The 17072-nt window shown below is 67.3% G+C and carries 14 protein-coding genes, 1 rRNA gene and 1 pseudogene; 4 read left to right on the top strand and 12 right to left on the bottom strand.

Annotated elements, in window-relative coordinates:
* Positions 1–26: 26 nt before the first annotated feature.
* Complete coding sequence (locus ATL42_RS02565; RefSeq protein ID WP_098454011.1) at positions 27–1154, bottom strand: branched-chain amino acid aminotransferase; 1128 nt, start codon at positions 1152–1154, stop codon at positions 27–29.
* Between the two features lie 120 nt (positions 1155–1274).
* Complete coding sequence (locus tag ATL42_RS02560; RefSeq protein WP_098456272.1) at positions 1275–2318, bottom strand: 3-isopropylmalate dehydrogenase; 1044 nt, start codon at positions 2316–2318, stop codon at positions 1275–1277.
* Between the two features lie 146 nt (positions 2319–2464).
* Between ATL42_RS02560 and ATL42_RS02555 the strand changes: the two genes are divergently transcribed.
* A complete protein-coding gene (locus ATL42_RS02555) occupies positions 2465–2785 on the top strand; it encodes an antibiotic biosynthesis monooxygenase family protein (protein WP_098454010.1) in 321 nt (106 codons plus the stop codon).
* A 43-nt stretch (positions 2786–2828) separates the two neighbouring features.
* On the opposite strand, the gene ATL42_RS16890 is transcribed toward ATL42_RS02555, so the two are convergent.
* From ATL42_RS16890 to ATL42_RS02530, 5 genes and pseudogenes are all read right to left on the bottom strand, one after another.
* Complete coding sequence (locus ATL42_RS16890; RefSeq protein ID WP_342748085.1) at positions 2829–3857, bottom strand: nitroreductase/quinone reductase family protein; 1029 nt, start codon at positions 3855–3857, stop codon at positions 2829–2831.
* Positions 3858–3993: 136 nt separating this feature from the next.
* Positions 3994–5061, bottom strand: a pseudogene (ilvC, locus tag ATL42_RS02545) (ketol-acid reductoisomerase); the annotation flags it as partial.
* Positions 5062–5079: 18 nt separating this feature from the next.
* Positions 5080–5604, bottom strand: a complete 525-nt coding sequence (ilvN, locus tag ATL42_RS02540; RefSeq protein ID WP_098454008.1) for an acetolactate synthase small subunit — start codon at positions 5602–5604, stop codon at positions 5080–5082.
* 20 nt (positions 5605–5624) lie between these two features.
* A complete protein-coding gene (locus tag ATL42_RS02535) occupies positions 5625–7502 on the bottom strand; it encodes an acetolactate synthase large subunit (protein WP_425443178.1) in 1878 nt (625 codons plus the stop codon).
* Between the two features lie 423 nt (positions 7503–7925).
* On the bottom strand, positions 7926–8588 hold the full coding sequence (locus ATL42_RS02530; protein ID WP_098454006.1) for a VOC family protein: 663 nt from the start codon (positions 8586–8588) through the stop codon (positions 7926–7928).
* A gap of 116 nt (positions 8589–8704) precedes the next feature.
* On the opposite strand from ATL42_RS02530, the gene ATL42_RS02525 reads away from it, so the two are divergent.
* Positions 8705–9292: a DUF4352 domain-containing protein gene (locus ATL42_RS02525; protein ID WP_098454005.1), complete on the top strand. Its 588-nt coding sequence runs from the start codon at positions 8705–8707 to the stop codon at positions 9290–9292.
* A gap of 92 nt (positions 9293–9384) precedes the next feature.
* Here the strand turns inward: ATL42_RS02525 and ilvD are convergent, their stop codons facing one another.
* Positions 9385–11130 (bottom strand): dihydroxy-acid dehydratase, encoded by a 1746-nt coding sequence (gene ilvD, locus ATL42_RS02520; RefSeq protein ID WP_098454004.1) that lies wholly within the window; start codon positions 11128–11130, stop codon positions 9385–9387.
* Positions 11131–11308: 178 nt separating this feature from the next.
* Between ilvD and ATL42_RS02515 the strand changes: the two genes are divergently transcribed.
* Complete coding sequence (locus tag ATL42_RS02515; RefSeq protein ID WP_098454003.1) at positions 11309–11893, top strand: DoxX family protein; 585 nt, start codon at positions 11309–11311, stop codon at positions 11891–11893.
* A 69-nt stretch (positions 11894–11962) separates the two neighbouring features.
* Complete coding sequence (locus ATL42_RS02510; RefSeq protein ID WP_098454002.1) at positions 11963–13327, top strand: cryptochrome/photolyase family protein; 1365 nt, start codon at positions 11963–11965, stop codon at positions 13325–13327.
* Positions 13328–13465: 138 nt separating this feature from the next.
* Here ATL42_RS02510 and gatB read toward each other — a convergent pair whose 3' ends face one another.
* The 4 genes from gatB to rrf all read right to left on the bottom strand — a co-directional run bounded on the left by gatB (position 13466) and on the right by rrf (position 17047).
* Positions 13466–14974 (bottom strand): Asp-tRNA(Asn)/Glu-tRNA(Gln) amidotransferase subunit GatB, encoded by a 1509-nt coding sequence (gene gatB / locus ATL42_RS02505; RefSeq protein ID WP_098454001.1) that lies wholly within the window; start codon positions 14972–14974, stop codon positions 13466–13468.
* Positions 14971–16485 (bottom strand): Asp-tRNA(Asn)/Glu-tRNA(Gln) amidotransferase subunit GatA, encoded by a 1515-nt coding sequence (gatA, locus tag ATL42_RS02500; RefSeq protein ID WP_098454000.1) that lies wholly within the window; start codon positions 16483–16485, stop codon positions 14971–14973. The genes gatB and gatA overlap by 4 nt, the downstream gene beginning before the upstream one ends.
* Positions 16482–16781, bottom strand: a complete 300-nt coding sequence (gene gatC, locus ATL42_RS02495) for an Asp-tRNA(Asn)/Glu-tRNA(Gln) amidotransferase subunit GatC (protein WP_098453999.1) — start codon at positions 16779–16781, stop codon at positions 16482–16484. Before gatC ends, gatA begins: the two co-directional genes overlap by 4 nt.
* 149 nt (positions 16782–16930) lie before the next feature.
* A 5S ribosomal RNA gene (gene rrf / locus ATL42_RS02490) occupies positions 16931–17047 on the bottom strand.
* Positions 17048–17072: the final 25 nt, after the last annotated feature.

Genomic DNA, 17072 nt, shown 5'->3' with positions numbered 1-17072 from the left:
GACCGGCCAGCCTCGTCGTGCGAACCTCAGACGAGGCGCGTCATCCATCCGTGGCGGTCGGCAGCACGCCCGTTCTGGATGTCGGTGAGCTCGCCGCGGATCGTCATGGTCACGCTGCCTGCGGAACCGTCAGCGATCGTGAGATCGAAGTCTTCGCCGGCAAGACGCCCGATCGGGGTGATGACCGCGGCTGTGCCGCACGCGAAGACCTCCGCGTAGGAGCCGTCCGCAAGACCTTCGCGAACCTCCGAGAGAAGGATCCGACGTTCGACGACCTCGTGCCCGCGATCCGTGAGGAGCGTGATGATCGAGGAGCGCGTGACGCCCTCGAGGATCGAGCCCGTGAGCTCAGGGGTCTCGACCGAGCCGTCGGCCCGGACGAAGAAGACGTTCATCCCGCCGAGCTCTTCGATCGCGGTGTTGGTCGACGCATCGAGGAAGCAGACCTGCTCGCAACCCTTCTCGTGCGCCTGCGTCTGCGGCAAGAGGCTCGCCGCATAGTTGCCGCCGCACTTCGCTGCACCGGTGCCGCCTGCGCCGGCACGGTGGAAGTCCTGAGCGACCCAGATCGCCACGGGCTTGACGCCTCCGGCGAAGTACGGGCCGACCGGCGACGCGATGACGAGGAACTCCGCCTCGAGGGAGGGACGCACACCGAGGAACGCCTCCGATGCGTACATGAACGGCCTGAGGTAGAGGCTCGCTTCCTCGCCGTCGGGCACCCACTCGACGTCTGTGCGGACGAGCGCAGCCGCCGCGCCGATGAAGTCCTCGGCGGGAAGCACAGGGAGCGCGAGCCGCTCGGCGGAGCGCGCGAACCGGGCGGCGTTGGCTTCGGGGCGGAACGCCCAGACGCTACCGTCGTGGTGGCGGTATGCCTTGAGCCCTTCGAAGATCTCCTGCCCGTAGTGCAGCACCGCACTGGCCGGGTCGAGGAGGAGCGGACCGTACTTCTCGACGCGCCGGTCCGTCCATCCCTCCCCCGACGTCCACGTGACGCGAGCCATGTGGTCGGTGAAGACGGTGCCGAACTTGGGCGAGGCGATGGCCGCTGCCCGCTCGTCGGCGGGAAGAGGCGTGTCCGTGCTGTGGATCTCGAAGCGTGCCACGACGTCGTCGATGGTCGTGGACGATTCTGGGAGAGCGATGCTCATGGTCAAAAGCCTTTCACCTGGCGACCTGTGCATTTTCCCACGCCGAGCCCTCGAATGGGTCCGACGTGCTGCACGAGGTCTGTCCGACCGGGGTTCCGGTGAAGACGACCAAGGAGACGATCAGCCGCGCACACGCTCCGCGAGCTCGGCGCCGACCTCGGCCGTCGAGCGTACTCGGCTCCCCCGGACGGCGAGGTCTGCAGCGACGGCGGTCTCGACGCGCTGCGCCTCGTCCGGGAGTCCCAGGTGATCGAGAAGCATCTTCACAGACAGCACCGTCGCTGTCGGGTCGGCCTTTCCCTGGCCTGCGATGTCCGGTGCCGAACCGTGCACCGGCTCGAACATCGACGGCGACGTCCGGTCGGGGTTGATGTTCGCCGACGCCGCCAGGCCGATGCCGCCCGTGATCGCTGCTGCCTGGTCGGTGAGGATGTCACCGAACAGGTTGTCGGTGACGATGACGTCGAAGCGCGACGGGTTCGTCGTGAGGAAGATCGTCGCGGCGTCCACGTGGAGGTAGTCGGTCGTGACGTCCGGGAAGTCGGCGTTGACGGCCTCGACCGTCCGGCGCCACAGGTGCCCGGCGTGAACGAGGACGTTGTGCTTGTGCACGAGGGTCAGGTGCTTGCGAGGTCGCCCCTGAGCGCGGGAGAAGGCGTCGCGCACGACCCGCTCGACGCCGAACGCCGTGTTGACGCTGACCTCGTTGGCGACCTCGTGCGGCGTCCCGACGCGGATCGCTCCGCCGTTGCCGACGTACGGCCCTTCGGTCCCCTCGCGGACGACGACGAAGTCGATGTCTCCTGGCTCGGCGAGCGGTGACCGCACGCCCTCGTAGAGCTTGCCCGGGCGAAGGTTGACGTAGTGGTCGAGCGCGAAACGCAGCTTGAGGAGCAGCCCGCGCTCGAGGACACCTGAGGGGACGGACGGGTCGCCGATGGCACCGAGAAGGATAGCGTCGTGCGTACGGATCGCGGCCAGGTCGGAGTCGGTGAGGGTCTCCCCTGTCGCGTGCCAGCGCTGGGCGCCGAGGTTGAACTCCGTCGTGGTCACCGTGATGTCCGAGCCAGCGAGCACCGCATCGAGGACCGCGAGCCCCTGCTCGACGACCTCGATCCCGATTCCGTCGCCGGCGACCACTGCAAGATCGATGTTCCGCGTCATGTCGGAGATCTTACGCACGGTCCCAGGGAGCGGGACGCGCATCTCAGTATCCGATCAACGCGCAGCGAGACCGAGTCAGGGCTCAGCCGTGCGACGCGCGTCTGCGCGCACCCCGCCCCACACGCGCGAGGTGGGATGCTGAACCCATGACTGTTGTGAAGATCAATGCGATCACCGTCCCCGAAGGTTCCGGTACCGAGCTCGAGAAGCGCTTCGCCGCCCGGGCAGGGGCCGTCGAGGGTTCTCCAGGATTCCTCGGCTTCGAGCTCCTGCGTCCTGTCGCCGGCGAGACGCGCTACTTCGTCTACACGCAGTGGGAGACCGAGGAGGACTACCAGGCCTGGGCATCAGGCTCGGGGCGTGCAGCCCACGCGGGGTCCGGAGAACGTCCTGCGCCCGTCGCGCAGGGAGCGCAGCTGCTCGAGTTCGAGGTCGTGCTCAGCGTCCCGGCCTCGACGAGCTCGTAGCGCGCCGCGCTCGCCCGGCCGACGCCCTCCGAGGTCGTCGGCCTCACGACCGGTGGGTGGTGGTCGGGTAGAGCAGCACGAACCGCTCGGTCACGACCTGGAGATCGGCAGGCACCTCAGGGACCCCGAGGATGCGCGTGAAGTACGAGGTGTGCCCGTCGCGCCATGACTCCAGCGACCGGTCCCCCTCGCCTTCTGCTGCCGCAAAGTCTTCTGTGACTGCCTCGAACGGCACGATCTCGACCTCGGTGGTGCGGATGAGCGCAGCCGGGTGCCCTTCTCCGTCGAGGATGATCGACAGGTCACCGGCTTCGGGCAACGACACGTCCTCGGCGTCGTAGTCAGAGAGCGCCGACGACGTCGCGGTCTTGGTCTCTGCGAGCACGAGCGCGAGAAGCTCGTCAGCCATGACCGGGTTGTCCCCGAAGGCCCAGCCTGCCGGCGCAACGCCCGCAGCGGCGCTCACCCCACCGACGACGGCGATGTCGCCGAGGCCAGCATGGACACGCGCGACCTCCCAGAAGTCCGCGATCTCGCCGTCTGGCGCGGGCTGACCCGTGCGCTGGGCGGCCTCGACCCCGGCATACGGCGACTCGTCCTCGTTCGACGGCACCGCGTCCGTCTGGGGTGTGTCGTGCTCTCGCGGCTCGAGGACGACGACCGGGATGGTGCGCTCGGTCGCGAGCGCGTAGTCCGCATAGTCGGGGTAGGCCGCGACAGCCCGCATCCACCACACGTCGCGTTCGGACCCGATCACCTCGCGCGCCACCATGTCCCACTTCCGAGGTCCGTCCTGGAGCTCCACCCGCGGGTCTGCGACGAGGTTGAAGTACCAGACCGGGTGCTTCGGTGCGCCGCCGAGCGAAGCGACGACCGCGTAGCGCCCGGCGTGCTCGACCCGCATGAGCGGCGTCTTGCGGATCATCCCGGACTTGGCACCTATCGTCGTGAGGATGACCACGGGCATGTCTCGCAGCGTCGTCCCTCGCGTCCCGCCCGAGGCCTCGTACTCCTCGACCTGGTCGCGTGCGCGCTTCTCCGAGCTGGGCTCATACGTTCCTTCGAGTGGCATGGTCCCAGTCAATCACCATCTTCACCCTCTGCACGGCGAAGCGGCCACCTCGACCCCACGGACGCCTCGAGGGCGGGTCGGCCTGCGTGTGCAGGTCGACCCGCCCTCGAGGGTCAGGCTCGGGTGGAGCGAGGCGTCAGCGCCCGGCGCTTCCCTCGACGTAGTCCGAGTCGGACGGCTTGACCCACGCGAAGAGCTTGCGGAGCTCACGGCCGGTGGCCTCGATCGGGTGCTTCTCGCCCTTGGCGCGGAGCTCCTTGAACTCAGGGGCGCCGTTGTCCTGGTCGTTGATGAAGCGCTCCGCGAAGGCGCCGTTCTGGATGTCCGCGAGGACCGCCTTCATGTTCTCCTTGACCTCGGGCGTGATGACGCGCGGGCCGGAGACGTAGTCGCCGTACTCAGCAGTGTCGGAGACGGACCACCGCTGCTTGGCGATCCCGCCCTCCCACATGAGGTCGACGATGAGCTTGAGCTCGTGGAGCACCTCGAAGTAGGCGACCTCGGGCTGGTAGCCAGCCTCGGTGAGCACCTCGAAGCCGTACTGCACGAGCTGCGACGCACCACCGCAGAGGACGGCCTGCTCACCGAAGAGGTCGGTCTCCGTCTCTTCGGTGAACGTGGTCTTGATGCCTGCCGCACGCAGACCACCGATCGCCTTGCCGTAGGAGAGCGCGAGCTCCCAGGCAGTACCCGACGGGTCCTGCTCCACGGCGACGATCACGGGGACACCCCGACCATCGAGGAACTCGCGACGGACGAGGTGGCCCGGTCCCTTCGGCGCGACCATGACGACGTCGAGCCCAGCAGCAGGCTTGATGTATCCGAAACGGATGTTGAAGCCGTGACCGAAGACGAGAGCGGTGCCCTCGTTGAGGTTGGGCTCGATCTCTTCGGTGTACACGTGACGCTGGACCTGGTCCGGCGCGAGGATGACGACGACGTCGGCCTCCTTGACGGCCTCGGCGACCGTGAGGACGCGCAGGCCTTCGTTCTCCGCCTTGGCGCGCGACGAGCTTCCCTCGCGCAGTCCGACTCGGACGTCGACGCCAGAGTCGCGAAGGTTCAGCGCGTGCGCGTGGCCCTGGCTCCCGTAGCCGATGACGGCGACCTTGCGGCCGGCGATGATGGACAGATCGGCGTCGTCGTCGTAGAAAAGCTCAGCCACCGTGGATCTCCTTGGTTTGGTGTGGATGTGTCGTGCAGAGGAAAGAAGAGACGTCGTTCAGGCGGTTCGCGCGACGCGTTCCAGCGCCCGGTCCGTGATCGAGCGGGCACCACGGCCGATGCCGACGGTGCCGGACTTGACGATCTCACGGATGCCGAACGGCTCGAGAGCGCCGAGGAGCGCGACCAGCTTTTCCGGGTTCCCGGTCGCCTCGATCGTCACAGCGTCCGGCACGACGTCGACGACGTGCGCACGGAAGAGCTGGACCACCTCGAGGACGTGCGTGCGGTTCGCCAGGTCGGCGCGGACCTTGACGAGCATGAGCTCGCGCTGGACCGCGGCACCCGGGTCGAGCTCGACGATCTTGATGACGTTGACGAGCTTGTTCAGCTGCTTCGTCACCTGCTCGAGCGGGAGCTCGTCCACGTCGACCACGACAGTCACGCGGGAGAGGTCCTCGTGCTCGGTCGGCCCGACCGCGAGGGAGTGGATGTTGAACGACCTGCGGGCAAAGAGGCCAGCGATGCGCGTGAGCACACCGGGCTTGTTCTCCACGAGCACCGAGAGGGTATGACGAGTCATGTCTTCTTCTGCCTTCCCAGTCAGTCTTCGCGGTCCCACGCGGGCGAGATGCCGCGTGCGTACTGGATGTCGTCGTTGCTCACGCCGGTCGCGACCATGGGCCAGACCATCGCGTCCCGAGAGACGTTGAAGTCGATGACCACGGGCTGGTCGTTGATCTGCTCGGCGCGCTTGATCGCTGCGTCGACCTCGTTGGCGTGCTCGACCCGGATCCCGACGCACCCGTACGCGTCTGCAAGCTTGACAAAGTCAGGGATGCGTCGGGTGCCGTGACCCGTGTTGAGGTCGGTGTTGGAGTAGCGAGACTCGTAGAAGAGCGTCTGCCACTGGCGCACCATGCCGAGGGACGAGTTGTTGATGAGCGCGACCTTGATAGGGATGTCGTTGATGGTGCAGGTCGCGAGCTCCTGGTTGGTCATCTGGAAACAGCCGTCGCCGTCGATCGCCCAGACGGTCCGGTCGGGCTGCCCCACCTTCGCGCCCATCGCGGCCGGGATCGAGTAGCCCATCGTGCCGAGGCCACCAGAGTTGAGCCACGTGTTGGGGTGCTCGTACTTGATGAACTGGGCCGCCCACATCTGGTGCTGCCCCACCCCTGCGACATAGATGGTGTCCGGTCCGGAGATCTCACCGAGCCGTGAGATGACGTGCTGCGGAGAGAGGTGACCGTCCTCGGGCTCGGTGAAGCCCAGCGGGTAGGTCTCGCGCCAGCTGTCGATCTGGCGCCACCAGGCCTCGAGATCAGGCTTGCCGTGCTCGTCGTGCTCACGCTGGAGCTCGGGCAGCAGGTCGGCGATGACCTCCTTGAGGTCACCGACGATCGGCACGTCCGCCGTCCGGTTCTTGCCGATCTCTGCGGGGTCGATGTCTGCATGGATGATGGTGGCGTGCGGCGCGAAGCTCGAGAGCTTTCCTGTGACACGGTCGTCAAACCGTGCCCCGAGAGCAAAGACGAGGTCGGCCTTCTGCAGCGCAGAGACGGCCGGGACCGTGCCGTGCATGCCCGGCATGCCGAGGTTCTGCGGATGGGTGTCCGGGAGCGCGCCCCGGGCCATGAGCGTCGTGACGGCGGCCGCACCGGAGAGGTCGACGAGCTTGCGCAGCTCGGCAGCAGCGCCGGAACGGATCGCTCCCCCACCGATGTAGAGCACGGGACGTCGCGCACCTGCGAGCAGGCGTGCGGCTTCGCGGATCTGCTTGCTGTGCGGCTTCGTCACCGGGTGGTAGCCGGGAAGGTTCATCTCCTGAGGCCACGAGAACGTCGTCCGTGCCTGCATCGCAGACTTCGCGATGTCGACGAGGACAGGGCCGGGACGACCGGTCGACGCGATGTGGAAGGCTTCCGCGATGACCCGGGGGATGTCGTCCGGGTTCGTCACGAGAAAGTTGTGCTTGGTGATCGGCAGCGTGATGCCGACGATGTCGGCCTCCTGGAAGGCGTCGGTCCCGATGAGGGACGCGCCCACCTGTCCCGTGATCGCGACCATGGGGATCGAGTCCATGTTGGCGTCGGCGATGGGGGTGACGAGGTTGGTCGCTCCCGGCCCCGACGTCGCCATCGTCACGCCCACGCGACCGGTCGCGTGGGCGTATCCCGAGGCCGCGTGACCGCCACCCTGCTCGTGCCGCACGAGGATGTGCCGGAGCTTCTTCGAGTCCATGAGCGGGTCGTACGTCGGGAGGATCGCGCCTCCGGGGATGCCGAAGACGACCTCGACGCCGGCTGACTCGAGAGATCGGACGATCGACTCGGCGCCGGACACCTCGTGCGGCGCGACGATCTCGGTGGCTGCGCGACGCTGCGCGGGTGCCGATCCGCGCGGCGCTGGCTTGGGCGCGCTGGGCATCGGTGCCTGCGTCGCGTCAGCGTCAGCGTCGGACGTCGGTCCGCTTCGCATCGGTGTCGGGGTGGGGCCCTGGACCATCAGGTTCTCCTGTGTGCTGGAACTGGGTGGAAGCTGCTGCCGGTCCTGCTGGTCGAGCTCGGCAGGCGTTGACGCCGAGGCTGGTGCCCTGGGCGTGCGGGGTGACTGACGATCCTGTGCCTCGTGAGCGGCGGACCGACGGTCACTGTGATGGCGTGTGTGCCAGTGACATGTGGTGATGACATGAAAAAACCCCTCGTACCCGGTAGGGCTCTTCGAGGGGTAAGCGCGCTGACGAGACCTAAGTGGAAGGCCTCAGCCGGCGCGCCTAGGAAGTACTACGAGAATGGAAGTCTGCACACGAAGCACAGTACGCTTCCCACGCAGCGATGTCACCTGGCGACCATCGGGTCTCAGCCCGTGGGACCTGCACCAGACATGTCGCGCGATTCGGGCTCAGTGACGGCCCTCGGGAGTGCAGATGCACACCTCGTTGCCCTCGGCGTCAGCGACGACCCAGAAGCGTGGAGCGGCCGCGTCGGAGACGAGCACCCCGCCCGCGTCGAGCGCCGCCGCGAGCCGCGCAGGCGCCTCGCGGTGCGCGATCGTCACGTCGAGGTGGATGCGGTTGCGCTGCACCCTCGGCTCAGACATCTGCTGGAACCAGACTGACGGGCCGATCCCCCGCGGGTCGCACAGGTCCCCCACCTCCGAGTCGAGATCGATCCCGTCGACGTACGCGAGCACGGTCTTCCAGAACGGTCTGATCGTTGGGATGTCGAGCGCGTCCACGGCGATCTCGGTGATCTGGGGCGAGGTGGCGCTCGGTGCAAGACCTTCGGCGCTGGCGATCTCAGCGATCGTCAGGGCGAGCCGGACGTCGCGCACGGTGACCGCCTGGACGTCATGGCTGACGAGCACCAGATGGACGGAGGTGTAGCGAAGGTCGATGTCCGGATGGTGCCCGGCGCTGTCGGCAGCCTCCGACACCCGGTCGGCAAGACGCACGCCAGCCGCGAGGTTCTCGACAGCGAACGAGGCATGCAGACGACCGAGGAAGAGGTTCCACGGCGTCCCGCGGAGCGCGGCGACGATCTCAGCACCAGTGAGCACGGCCATGTGCTCCACTGTGACACCTAGAGTGTGAGGCCACAACGGGGCCCGGCGAACGACCGTCAGGCTGCGGGTCCGCAGACGACCGGGCCTGTGCACCGATTGCACGAGGAGGACAGGCCATGACGCGAGAGCCCCAGCCTGGCCGTGCGGCGGTCCGCGCACGCGTGGCGGTCTCCATCCTCACGGTCACGTTCGTGGTCGCAGCGTGCGGCGACGGTCAGATCGTCCCCGCGCGCTCCGCCGCCGTCGATTCTCTCGACTACGCCACGGTCGACAGATCGATCACCGACTCTCGCACCGGGTCGACTGTCACGATCAACGGGCTCGTCCCCAACTTCCCTGTACCCGGTGGCCTCGATATCTCGGACGCTGTCAAGGCGTTCGTGCTCGTGGACGTGACTCTCTCGACCGGTGCAGACGTTGCCGCCACGACAGGCCCCTCCGACTTCCGTCTCCAGTCCGCCGCGGGAGATTCCGTCCAGACGAGCCCGAGCCTCGACGTGGCGCTCACGAGTGCCACCTTCTGGCCGCTCGAAGACCTCGCTCCAGGCCAGAGCCAGCGGGGGTGGGTCGCTTTCCCGCTCACGTGGGACACCCTCGACGGTGCTGTCTTCGTCATGACACGGCCGGCCGAGTCTACGCTCGCCAACGGGCTCGTCCTGGAGCCTGAGGACTTCCAGGTCTCGCTCAGCGCCGACCCAAGATAGCCGCACGATCCCCACGAGACCTCATGACGGCGGGGCCGGATCTCCATCGAGATCCGGCCCCGCCGTCATGAGGTCTGCGTCAGAACCTCCGGTCAGTACAAGACTGCCCCCTGCGACGCGGAGTGCACGAGCTTCGCGTACTTCGCCAGCACACCGCGGGTGTACTTGTGAGGCACGGGCTCCCAGCCGATCTTGCGCGCCTCGATCTCGCTCTCGTCCACGAGCAGGTCGAGCGTCGCGCTGGAGACGTCGAGACGGATCCGGTCACCGTCCTTGACAAAGGCGATCGGCCCGGCGTCGACGGCCTCAGGCGCCACGTGCCCCACACAGAGCCCTGTCGTCCCACCGGAGAAGCGTCCGTCCGTGAGCAGCAGCACGTCCTTGCCGAGGCCTGCGCCCTTGATCGCTCCGGTGATCGCGAGCATCTCGCGCATGCCGGGCCCCCCCTTGGGGCCTTCGTAGCGGATGACGACGACATCGCCGGCGACGATCGTGCCGTCCGCGAGCGCATCCATCGCGGCGCGCTCACGGTCGAAGACCCGGGCGGTTCCTTCGAACACGTCAGAGTCGAATCCGGCGGACTTCACGACAGCGCCGTCTGGAGAGAGCGAGCCGTGCAGGATCGTGATGCCGCCGGTCTTGTGGATCGGGTTGGACAAGGACCGCAGGATCTTGCCGTCCGGGTCAGGAGGTGCGATGTCTGCGAGGTTCTCCGCGACAGTCTTGCCGGTGACGGTGAGGCAGTCCCCGTGGAGCAGCCCCGCGTCGAGCAGCGCCTTCATGACGACAGGCACGCCGCCGGTCTTGTCGATGTCGGCCATGACGTACCGACCGAAGGGCTTGAGGTCGCCCAGGTGAGGCACCTTCTCGGCGACCCGCGTGAAGTCGTCGAGCGTGAGGTCGACCTCGGCCTCGTGGGCGATCGCGAGGAGGTGGAGGACCGCGTTCGTGGAACCGCCGAAGGCCATGACGACCGCGATGGCGTTCTCGAACGCCTTCTTGGTCATGATCTGACGAGCGGTGATGCCCTGGCGGAGCAGCTCGACGACGGCTTCGCCGGACTTGTGCGCGAAGGCGTCACGACGACGGTCGGCCGAGGGCGGCGCGGCCGACCCCGGCAGGGACATCCCGATCGCTTCAGCGACGGAGGCCATGGTGTTGGCGGTGTACATCCCGCCGCAGGCCCCCTCGCCGGGGCAGACCGCGCGCTCGATGGTGTCGCGGTCCTTCTCGCTCATGAGCCCCTTGGCGCACGCGCCCACGGCTTCGAAGGCGTCGATGAGCGTGACGTCCTTCTCGGTGCCGTCCTCGAGCTTGACCCAGCCCGGCATGATCGTCCCGGCATAGAGGAAGACGGAGGCCAGGTCGAGGCGTGCTGCTGCCATGAGCATGCCTGGCAGCGACTTGTCGCACCCGGCGAGCAGGACAGAGCCGTCGAGGCGCTCCGCCTCCATGACGGTCTCGACAGAGTCAGCGATGATGTCACGGGAGACGAGAGAGAAGTGCATCCCCTCGTGGCCCATGGAGATCCCGTCGGAGACGGAGATGGTACCGAACTCGAGCGGGTATCCGCCGGCGGCGTGCACCCCCTGCTTGACGGCCTTCGCGAGGCGGTCCAACGAGAGGTTGCAGGGTGTGATCTCGTTCCAGGAGCTCGCGACACCGATCTGAGGCTTTGCGAAGTCGTCGTCGCCGAGCCCCACGCCGCGGAGCATTCCGCGCGAGGCCGTGGCCTCGATACCGTCGGTCACCTTGCGGGACCGAGGCTTGATGTCGATGCCGGGCGCGCTCGCTCGTGCGGCAGAGGTCTCCTGTGGTTCATCACTCGTTGCGGTCATGTTCTTGAGTGTATGACTGCCGTGGGGTGCTTCCGCCAGCGGGTCAACCCTCGGGACGGTCTCTGAGGAGGCGCGCCACAAGGACCTTAGACCCACACCCCAGATGATGTCAGAGCGTCACGATGAAGACACGCCCTACCGGCGCATCGTTCTCTCTGACGCACAGGGATGAGTTCAGATGGCAACACACACGGACGCACAGCACGGCGAGACCACCGCTGTCGTCACCGGGTCCGACATCGTCGTCCGAGCCGGTGCACGCAGATGGCTCGCGGTCGCGAGGATCGGCACGGGCTTCATCTTCCTGTGGGCTTTCCTCGACAAGACTTTCGGTCTGCAGTACAGCACCGGCGCCGCGACGACCGACGGCAGCCCTGCGAGCCTGTCCTGGCTCGACGGCGGAACCCCGAGCCAAGGATTCATGACCTTCGGGACGGTCGGCCCGTTCAAGGACCTCTTCGCGACCATGGCGAGCCCGCTCACCGACTGGCTCTTCATGATCGGCATGCTCGGTGTCGGCCTCGCGCTGATCCTCGGCATCGGCCTGCGGGTAGCAGCAGTGTCTGGCACCGTCATCATGCTTCTCATGTGGGTCGCTGAGTGGCCGCTGCTGCGCGGCTCGACCAACCCGATCATGGACTACCACGTCGTCTACGCGCTGGTCCTCATCATCGCTGCGACGACGCTCGCCGGAGACACCTGGGGTCTGGGCCGACGGTGGGCCGCGATCCCCCTCGTGCAGCGCCAGCCCTGGCTCCGCTGAGACACGTCCCCTGAGGCGAGCGTCGATCTCAGGCCGCGGTGCGGCGAGACCCTGGATAGGGTTGCCACGGTGACATCGATCCAGTGGTTCCGCCGCGACCTGCGGCTCGACGACAACCCTGCGCTGCTCCACGCGGTCCGCGACGCTGCTGCCACGGACGGTGGTGTCGTCGGGCTGTTCGTCCTCGACGACTCGCTGTGGGGCCGCTCGGGGACGCCACGGCTGCGCTACCTCCAGCATTCGCTCGACGCACTGTCTGAGCAGATGGGAGGCCGCCTGGTCGTCCGCCGTGGCTCGCCCGCAGAGGTGGTCCCCACGGTCGCACGGGAGGCGTGCGCCGCGACGGTCCACGTCGCCGAGTCGTTCGAACCGTACGGACGCCACCGCGACGCCGAGACGTCCCTCGCGCTCGAGCGCGCAGGGGTCGAGCTCCGGACCACCGGGTCGTCGTACGCGGTCTCCCCCGGGCGCGTCCTGTCCCGGAGCGGTACGCCCTACCGCGTCTTCACCCCGTTCCGCACCGCATGGCTCGACCACGGATGGCGCGCTCCCGCCGGCAGCCCGGCCGACCACACATGGATCGATCTCCCGTCGGACAGCCTCCCGCCGATCGACGACCCTGGCGACGGGCCGGTGCTCCCTGAGGCAGGCGAGCGCGCTGCGCGCACGAGATGGCGCGAGTACCTCGACGCTGTCGCACGCTACGACGACGACCGCGACCGACCAGACCTCGACGCGACGTCTCACGTGTCGATCGCGCTCAAGTGGGGCGAGGTTCATCCCCGGACTCTGCTGTCCGATCTCCGATCCGTCCCCGGAGCCGGCGCAGACTCGTTCCGCTCCGAGCTCGCGTGGCGCGAGTTCCACGCGGACGTCCTGTTCCACTCCCCCAGCGCAGCGACCACGTCGCTCAGGCCGGTGCTCCCCGACGATTCCTGGGCTCCGGACGAGCTTGCTGCACCGATGCTTCACGCATGGGCGGCAGGCCGGACCGGGTACCCGTACATCGACGCCGGGATGCGCCAGCTGCTCCACGAGGGCTGGATGCACGGACGGACGCGGATGGCCGTCGCATCGTTCCTCGTCAAAGACCTCCACGTCCCGTGGCAGCGCGGGGCGGCTCACTTCATGGATCGCCTGCTCGACGCCGACGTGGCCCAGAACCAGCTGAACTGGCAGTGGGTGGCGGGGACCGGCCTAGATGCGTCACCGTACTTCCGGATCTTCAACCCCGTGCTCCAGGGAAAGAAGTTCGACCCAGACGGGGCATATGTCCGCCGGTGGGTCCCCGAGCTCCGAGACATCACCGGCCAGGCAGTCCACGAACCCTGGAGACGTGCGCAGCCGCCGACCGGCTACCCAGCGCGGATCGTCGACCACGCGGCAGAGCGGAAAGTATCGCTCGATGCCTACGATCGGGCTCGCCGAGGCTGAGACCTTCCCCGGGCTTGTTCTCCGGCTGAGGGCCTCGGAAGTCGTCTCCTCATGGCACCCGAGCCGGGTGGATCGACCGTCTGCCCGCCTGCGAACGCCGACAGGCAGGCAGACGGGCAGACGGGGCAGACGGGAGAGTCAGCCGATCCGCTCGACGATGAGCTCGCGGACGCGACCGGCGTCGGCCTGCCCCTTCGTCGCCTTCATGACCGCTCCGATGATCGCACCGACAGGTCCGAGGTTCCCTCCTCGGATCTTGTCGACGATGTCAGGCTGAGCAGCAAGGACTGCATCGATCGCAGCAAGCAGCGGGCCGTCGTCGGAGACGACGCCGAGCCCGCGCGCGACCACGATCTCTTCCGGCGAGCCCTCCCCCGCCAGCACGCCCTCGAGAACCTGGCGCGCCAGCTTGTCGTTGATGCGCCCTGAGTCGACGAGCGCCTGGAGCTGACCGATCTGCTCGGGCGTCACCGGGAGCTCAGCCAGCTCGACGTCGGTCGTCTTGGCGGCTCGTGCAAGCTCGCCCATCCACCACTTGCGGGCCGCCGCGGGGTCAGAACCGGCAGCGACCGTCGTCTCGATCAGGTCGACAGCCTCGGCATTGACGACGTCCCGCATCTCCGGGTCCGTATAGCCCCAGTCGGCCTGCAGGCGCCGCCGACGGTCGACCGGAAGCTCAGGAAGCCCAGCCCGAATCTCTTCGACCCACTCGCGGCTCGGCGTGACCGGCACGAGGTCAGGTTCCGGGAAGTACCGGTAGTCCTCTGCGTCGGACTTCACGCGACCAGAGGTGGTCGTCGACGTGTCCTCGTGCCAGTGACGGGTCTCCTGCAGCACCGTCTTGCCGGCATCCAGCACAGCAGCCTGACGGGACACCTCGTAGCGGACCGCACGCTCGATCGACCGGAACGAGTTGACGTTCTTCGTCTCTGTCCGGGTACCGAGCGGTGACTCTGGGGTCGGCCGCAACGAGAGGTTGACGTCAGCGCGCACGTTTCCGCGTTCCATGCGGGCCTCAGAGACGTCGAGCGATCGGAAGATGTCTCGGAGCGTCTGGACATATACTCGCGCGACCTCAGGGGCGCGGTCGCCGGCCCCCGTGATCGGGCGAGTGACGATCTCGACGAGCGGGATCCCAGCGCGGTTGTAGTCGACGAGGGAGTACTCCGCCCCTTGGATGCGGCCGGTGCTCCCACCCACGTGAAGGTTCTTGCCAGCATCCTCCTCCATGTGCGCCCGCTCGATCTCGATGCGGAACGGTGTCCCGTCGGACAGCTCGATGTCGAGGTATCCGTCGAAGGCGATGGGCTCGTCCGACTGCGAGGTCTGAAAATTCTTCGGCGAGTCAGGATAGAAGTAGTTCTTTCGAGCGAACCGACAGGATTCGGCGATCTCGCAGTTGAGCGCGAGCCCGATCCGGATCGCGTACTCGACGGCCTTCCCATTGACGACCGGCAACGCACCGGGGAGTCCGAGCGAGACGGGGGTGACCTGTGTGTTCGGCTCGCCGCCGTACTCGACCTCGGCTGCACAGAACATCTTCGTCAGCGTGCCGAGCTCCACGTGGACCTCGATCCCGATGACGGGATCGAACCGCGCGACAGCGTCGTCGTAGTCGACCAGGTCGACCGTGCGTGCGTGCGTCATCGGACAGTCTCCAGTTCGGGTGCTTGGGCGAGCAAGGGTCCGCCCCATGTCTTCTCCAACGCAGCCTCGAGGGCGGCGCCGACGAGATAGAGCCGGTCGTCAGCCCTGGCCGGGGCAAGGATCTGAAAACCAACCGGCAGGCCGTCGTCGGACAACCCGTTCGGCAGCGACATGCCCGGGACCCCGGCAAGGTTGGCAGGGATCGTCGCTACGTCGTTGAGGTACATCGCCAACGGGTCGTCGAGCTTCTCGCCAAACTTGAACGCGGTCGTCGGCGCCGTCGGCGAGACAAGGACATCAGCGTGGCCGAACGCCGCCTCAAAGTCCCGCTGGATGAGCGTGCGAACCTTCTGCGCACTGCCGTAGTACGCGTCGTAGTAGCCCGCAGACAGCGCATAGGTGCCGAGGATGATCCGGCGTTTCACCTCGTCACCGAAACCAGCACCACGGGTAGCCGCCATGACGCGCTCGGCAGTCACCGGGCCTTCCGCGGGCTCGACGCGCAGCCCGAATCGCATACCGTCGAACTTCGCAAGGTTGCTCGATGCTTCTGCGGGCATGATGAGGTAATAGGCCGCGAGAGCGGAGCGGAAGCTCGGGCAGGAGACCTCGATGATCTCGGCGCCAGCCGCACGGAGAAGGTCGAGAGACTCGTTGAAACGGGCCGAGACCCCTTCTTGATATCCCTCGCCCGTGAGCTCGGACACTACCCCGACACGGACGCCTGTGAGGTCCATGGACGCGCCCTTGCGCGCCGCATCGACGAGGGACGGGACCGGCTCGTCGATCGAGGTCGAGTCGCGGGGATCGTGCCCTCCGACGAGCTCGTGGAGAAGCGCAGAGTCGAGGACGGTCCGCGTCACAGGCCCAGCCTGGTCGAGAGACGAAGCCATCGCGATCAGTCCGTAGCGAGACACGCCACCATAGGTCGGCTTCACGCCTACCGTTCCGGTGACCGCCCCAGGCTGTCGGATGGATCCACCGGTATCTGTGCCGATCGCCAGCGGTGCCTCGAAGGCAGCGACGGCAGCCGCTGATCCTCCACCAGAACCGCCGGGGATCCTGTCGAGGTCCCAGGGGTTCTTGGTATTGCCGAATGCCGAGTGCTCGGTGCTCGACCCCATGGCGAACTCGTCCATGTTCGTCTTGCCGAGGATCGGGAGACCGGCGTCTTTGATGCGCTCGACGATCGTGGCGTCGTAGGGCGGCAACCAGCCTTCGAGGATCTTCGAGCCGGCTGTCGTGGGGACGCCCTTCGTCACGACGATGTCCTTGAGCGCGATCGGAACACCCGCGAGCTCGTGGAGCGGTTCGCCAGCGGCACGCTGCTCGTCGATCCGACGGGCAGTAGCCAGAGCACTTTCGCCGCTGACATGGAGGAACGCGTGAACAGCGCCGTCAACAGCGGCGATACGGTCGAGGTGCGCCTGCGTCACCTCGACGCTCGAGATCTCGCGCGACGCAAGCATGCCGGCGAGCTCAGATGCGGAACGACTGATGAGGTCGGTCATGATTCCTCCCCGAGGATCTGAGGTACAAGAAAGCGCCCGCCCTCGCTGGCAGGAGCCGCCGCCATGATGTCCGCGACGTCGAGCGGCGCGACCGGCACGTCGTCCCGGAAGACGTTCGTCAGCGGCAGCGGATGGCTGGTCGCAGGGATATCAGGGGTGGCGACGGCGCTCACCTCGGCGATCGCGTCAACGATCACGACGAGTTCACCTGCCAGCCGGTCGAGTTCTTCTGGTCGCAGGTCGATGCGTGCCAGAGCGGCGACGCGCGCGACCTCATCGCGGGAGAGTGTGGACATGGCACAAGTCTAGAGCCTGGCCTTTGTCTACTGTGCGTCGCCATCACGAAGACGACGAGACCAGTGGTGTGTCGAGCCCGGGTGGAGGAGTGGTGTCTGGGGGTACGACAAAGACCCACCCCCGAGGGGGTGGGTCTTTGTGAATGGTGTTCCGGCGGCGTCCTACTCTCCCACACAGTCTCCCGTGCAGTACCATCGGCGCTGGAGGGCTTAGCTTCCGGGTTCGGAATGGGACCGGGCGTTTCCCCTACGCTATGACCGCCGTAACTCTTTTGGGTTTTCAAGCCGGGT

Origin of the sequence: Sanguibacter antarcticus, assembly GCF_002564005.1 — a bacterium.
Lineage (GTDB): Bacteria > Actinomycetota > Actinomycetes > Actinomycetales > Cellulomonadaceae > Sanguibacter > Sanguibacter antarcticus.
This window is presented reverse-complemented; position numbering and strand designations above follow the sequence as displayed.

Bases quoted from the DNA above. Each gene is read 5' to 3' on its own strand.
- ATL42_RS02565 (WP_098454011.1), bottom strand. From the start codon at position 1,154: ATGAGCATCGCTCTCCCAGAATCGTCCACGACCATCGACGACGTCGTG.
- ATL42_RS02560 (WP_098456272.1), bottom strand. From the start codon at position 2,318: ATGACGCGGAACATCGATCTTGCAGTGGTCGCCGGCGACGGAATCGGG.
- ATL42_RS02555 (WP_098454010.1), top strand. From the start codon at position 2,465: ATGACTGTTGTGAAGATCAATGCGATCACCGTCCCCGAAGGTTCCGGT.
- ATL42_RS16890 (WP_342748085.1), bottom strand. From the start codon at position 3,857: ATGCCACTCGAAGGAACGTATGAGCCCAGCTCGGAGAAGCGCGCACGC.
- ilvN (WP_098454008.1), bottom strand. From the start codon at position 5,604: ATGACTCGTCATACCCTCTCGGTGCTCGTGGAGAACAAGCCCGGTGTG.
- ATL42_RS02535 (WP_425443178.1), bottom strand. From the start codon at position 7,502: ATGCGAAGCGGACCGACGTCCGACGCTGACGCTGACGCGACGCAGGCA.
- ATL42_RS02530 (WP_098454006.1), bottom strand. From the start codon at position 8,588: ATGGCCGTGCTCACTGGTGCTGAGATCGTCGCCGCGCTCCGCGGGACG.
- ATL42_RS02525 (WP_098454005.1), top strand. From the start codon at position 8,705: ATGACGCGAGAGCCCCAGCCTGGCCGTGCGGCGGTCCGCGCACGCGTG.
- ilvD (WP_098454004.1), bottom strand. From the start codon at position 11,130: ATGACCGCAACGAGTGATGAACCACAGGAGACCTCTGCCGCACGAGCG.
- ATL42_RS02515 (WP_098454003.1), top strand. From the start codon at position 11,309: ATGGCAACACACACGGACGCACAGCACGGCGAGACCACCGCTGTCGTC.
- gatB (WP_098454001.1), bottom strand. From the start codon at position 14,974: ATGACGCACGCACGCACGGTCGACCTGGTCGACTACGACGACGCTGTC.
- gatA (WP_098454000.1), bottom strand. From the start codon at position 16,485: ATGACCGACCTCATCAGTCGTTCCGCATCTGAGCTCGCCGGCATGCTT.
- gatC (WP_098453999.1), bottom strand. From the start codon at position 16,781: ATGTCCACACTCTCCCGCGATGAGGTCGCGCGCGTCGCCGCTCTGGCA.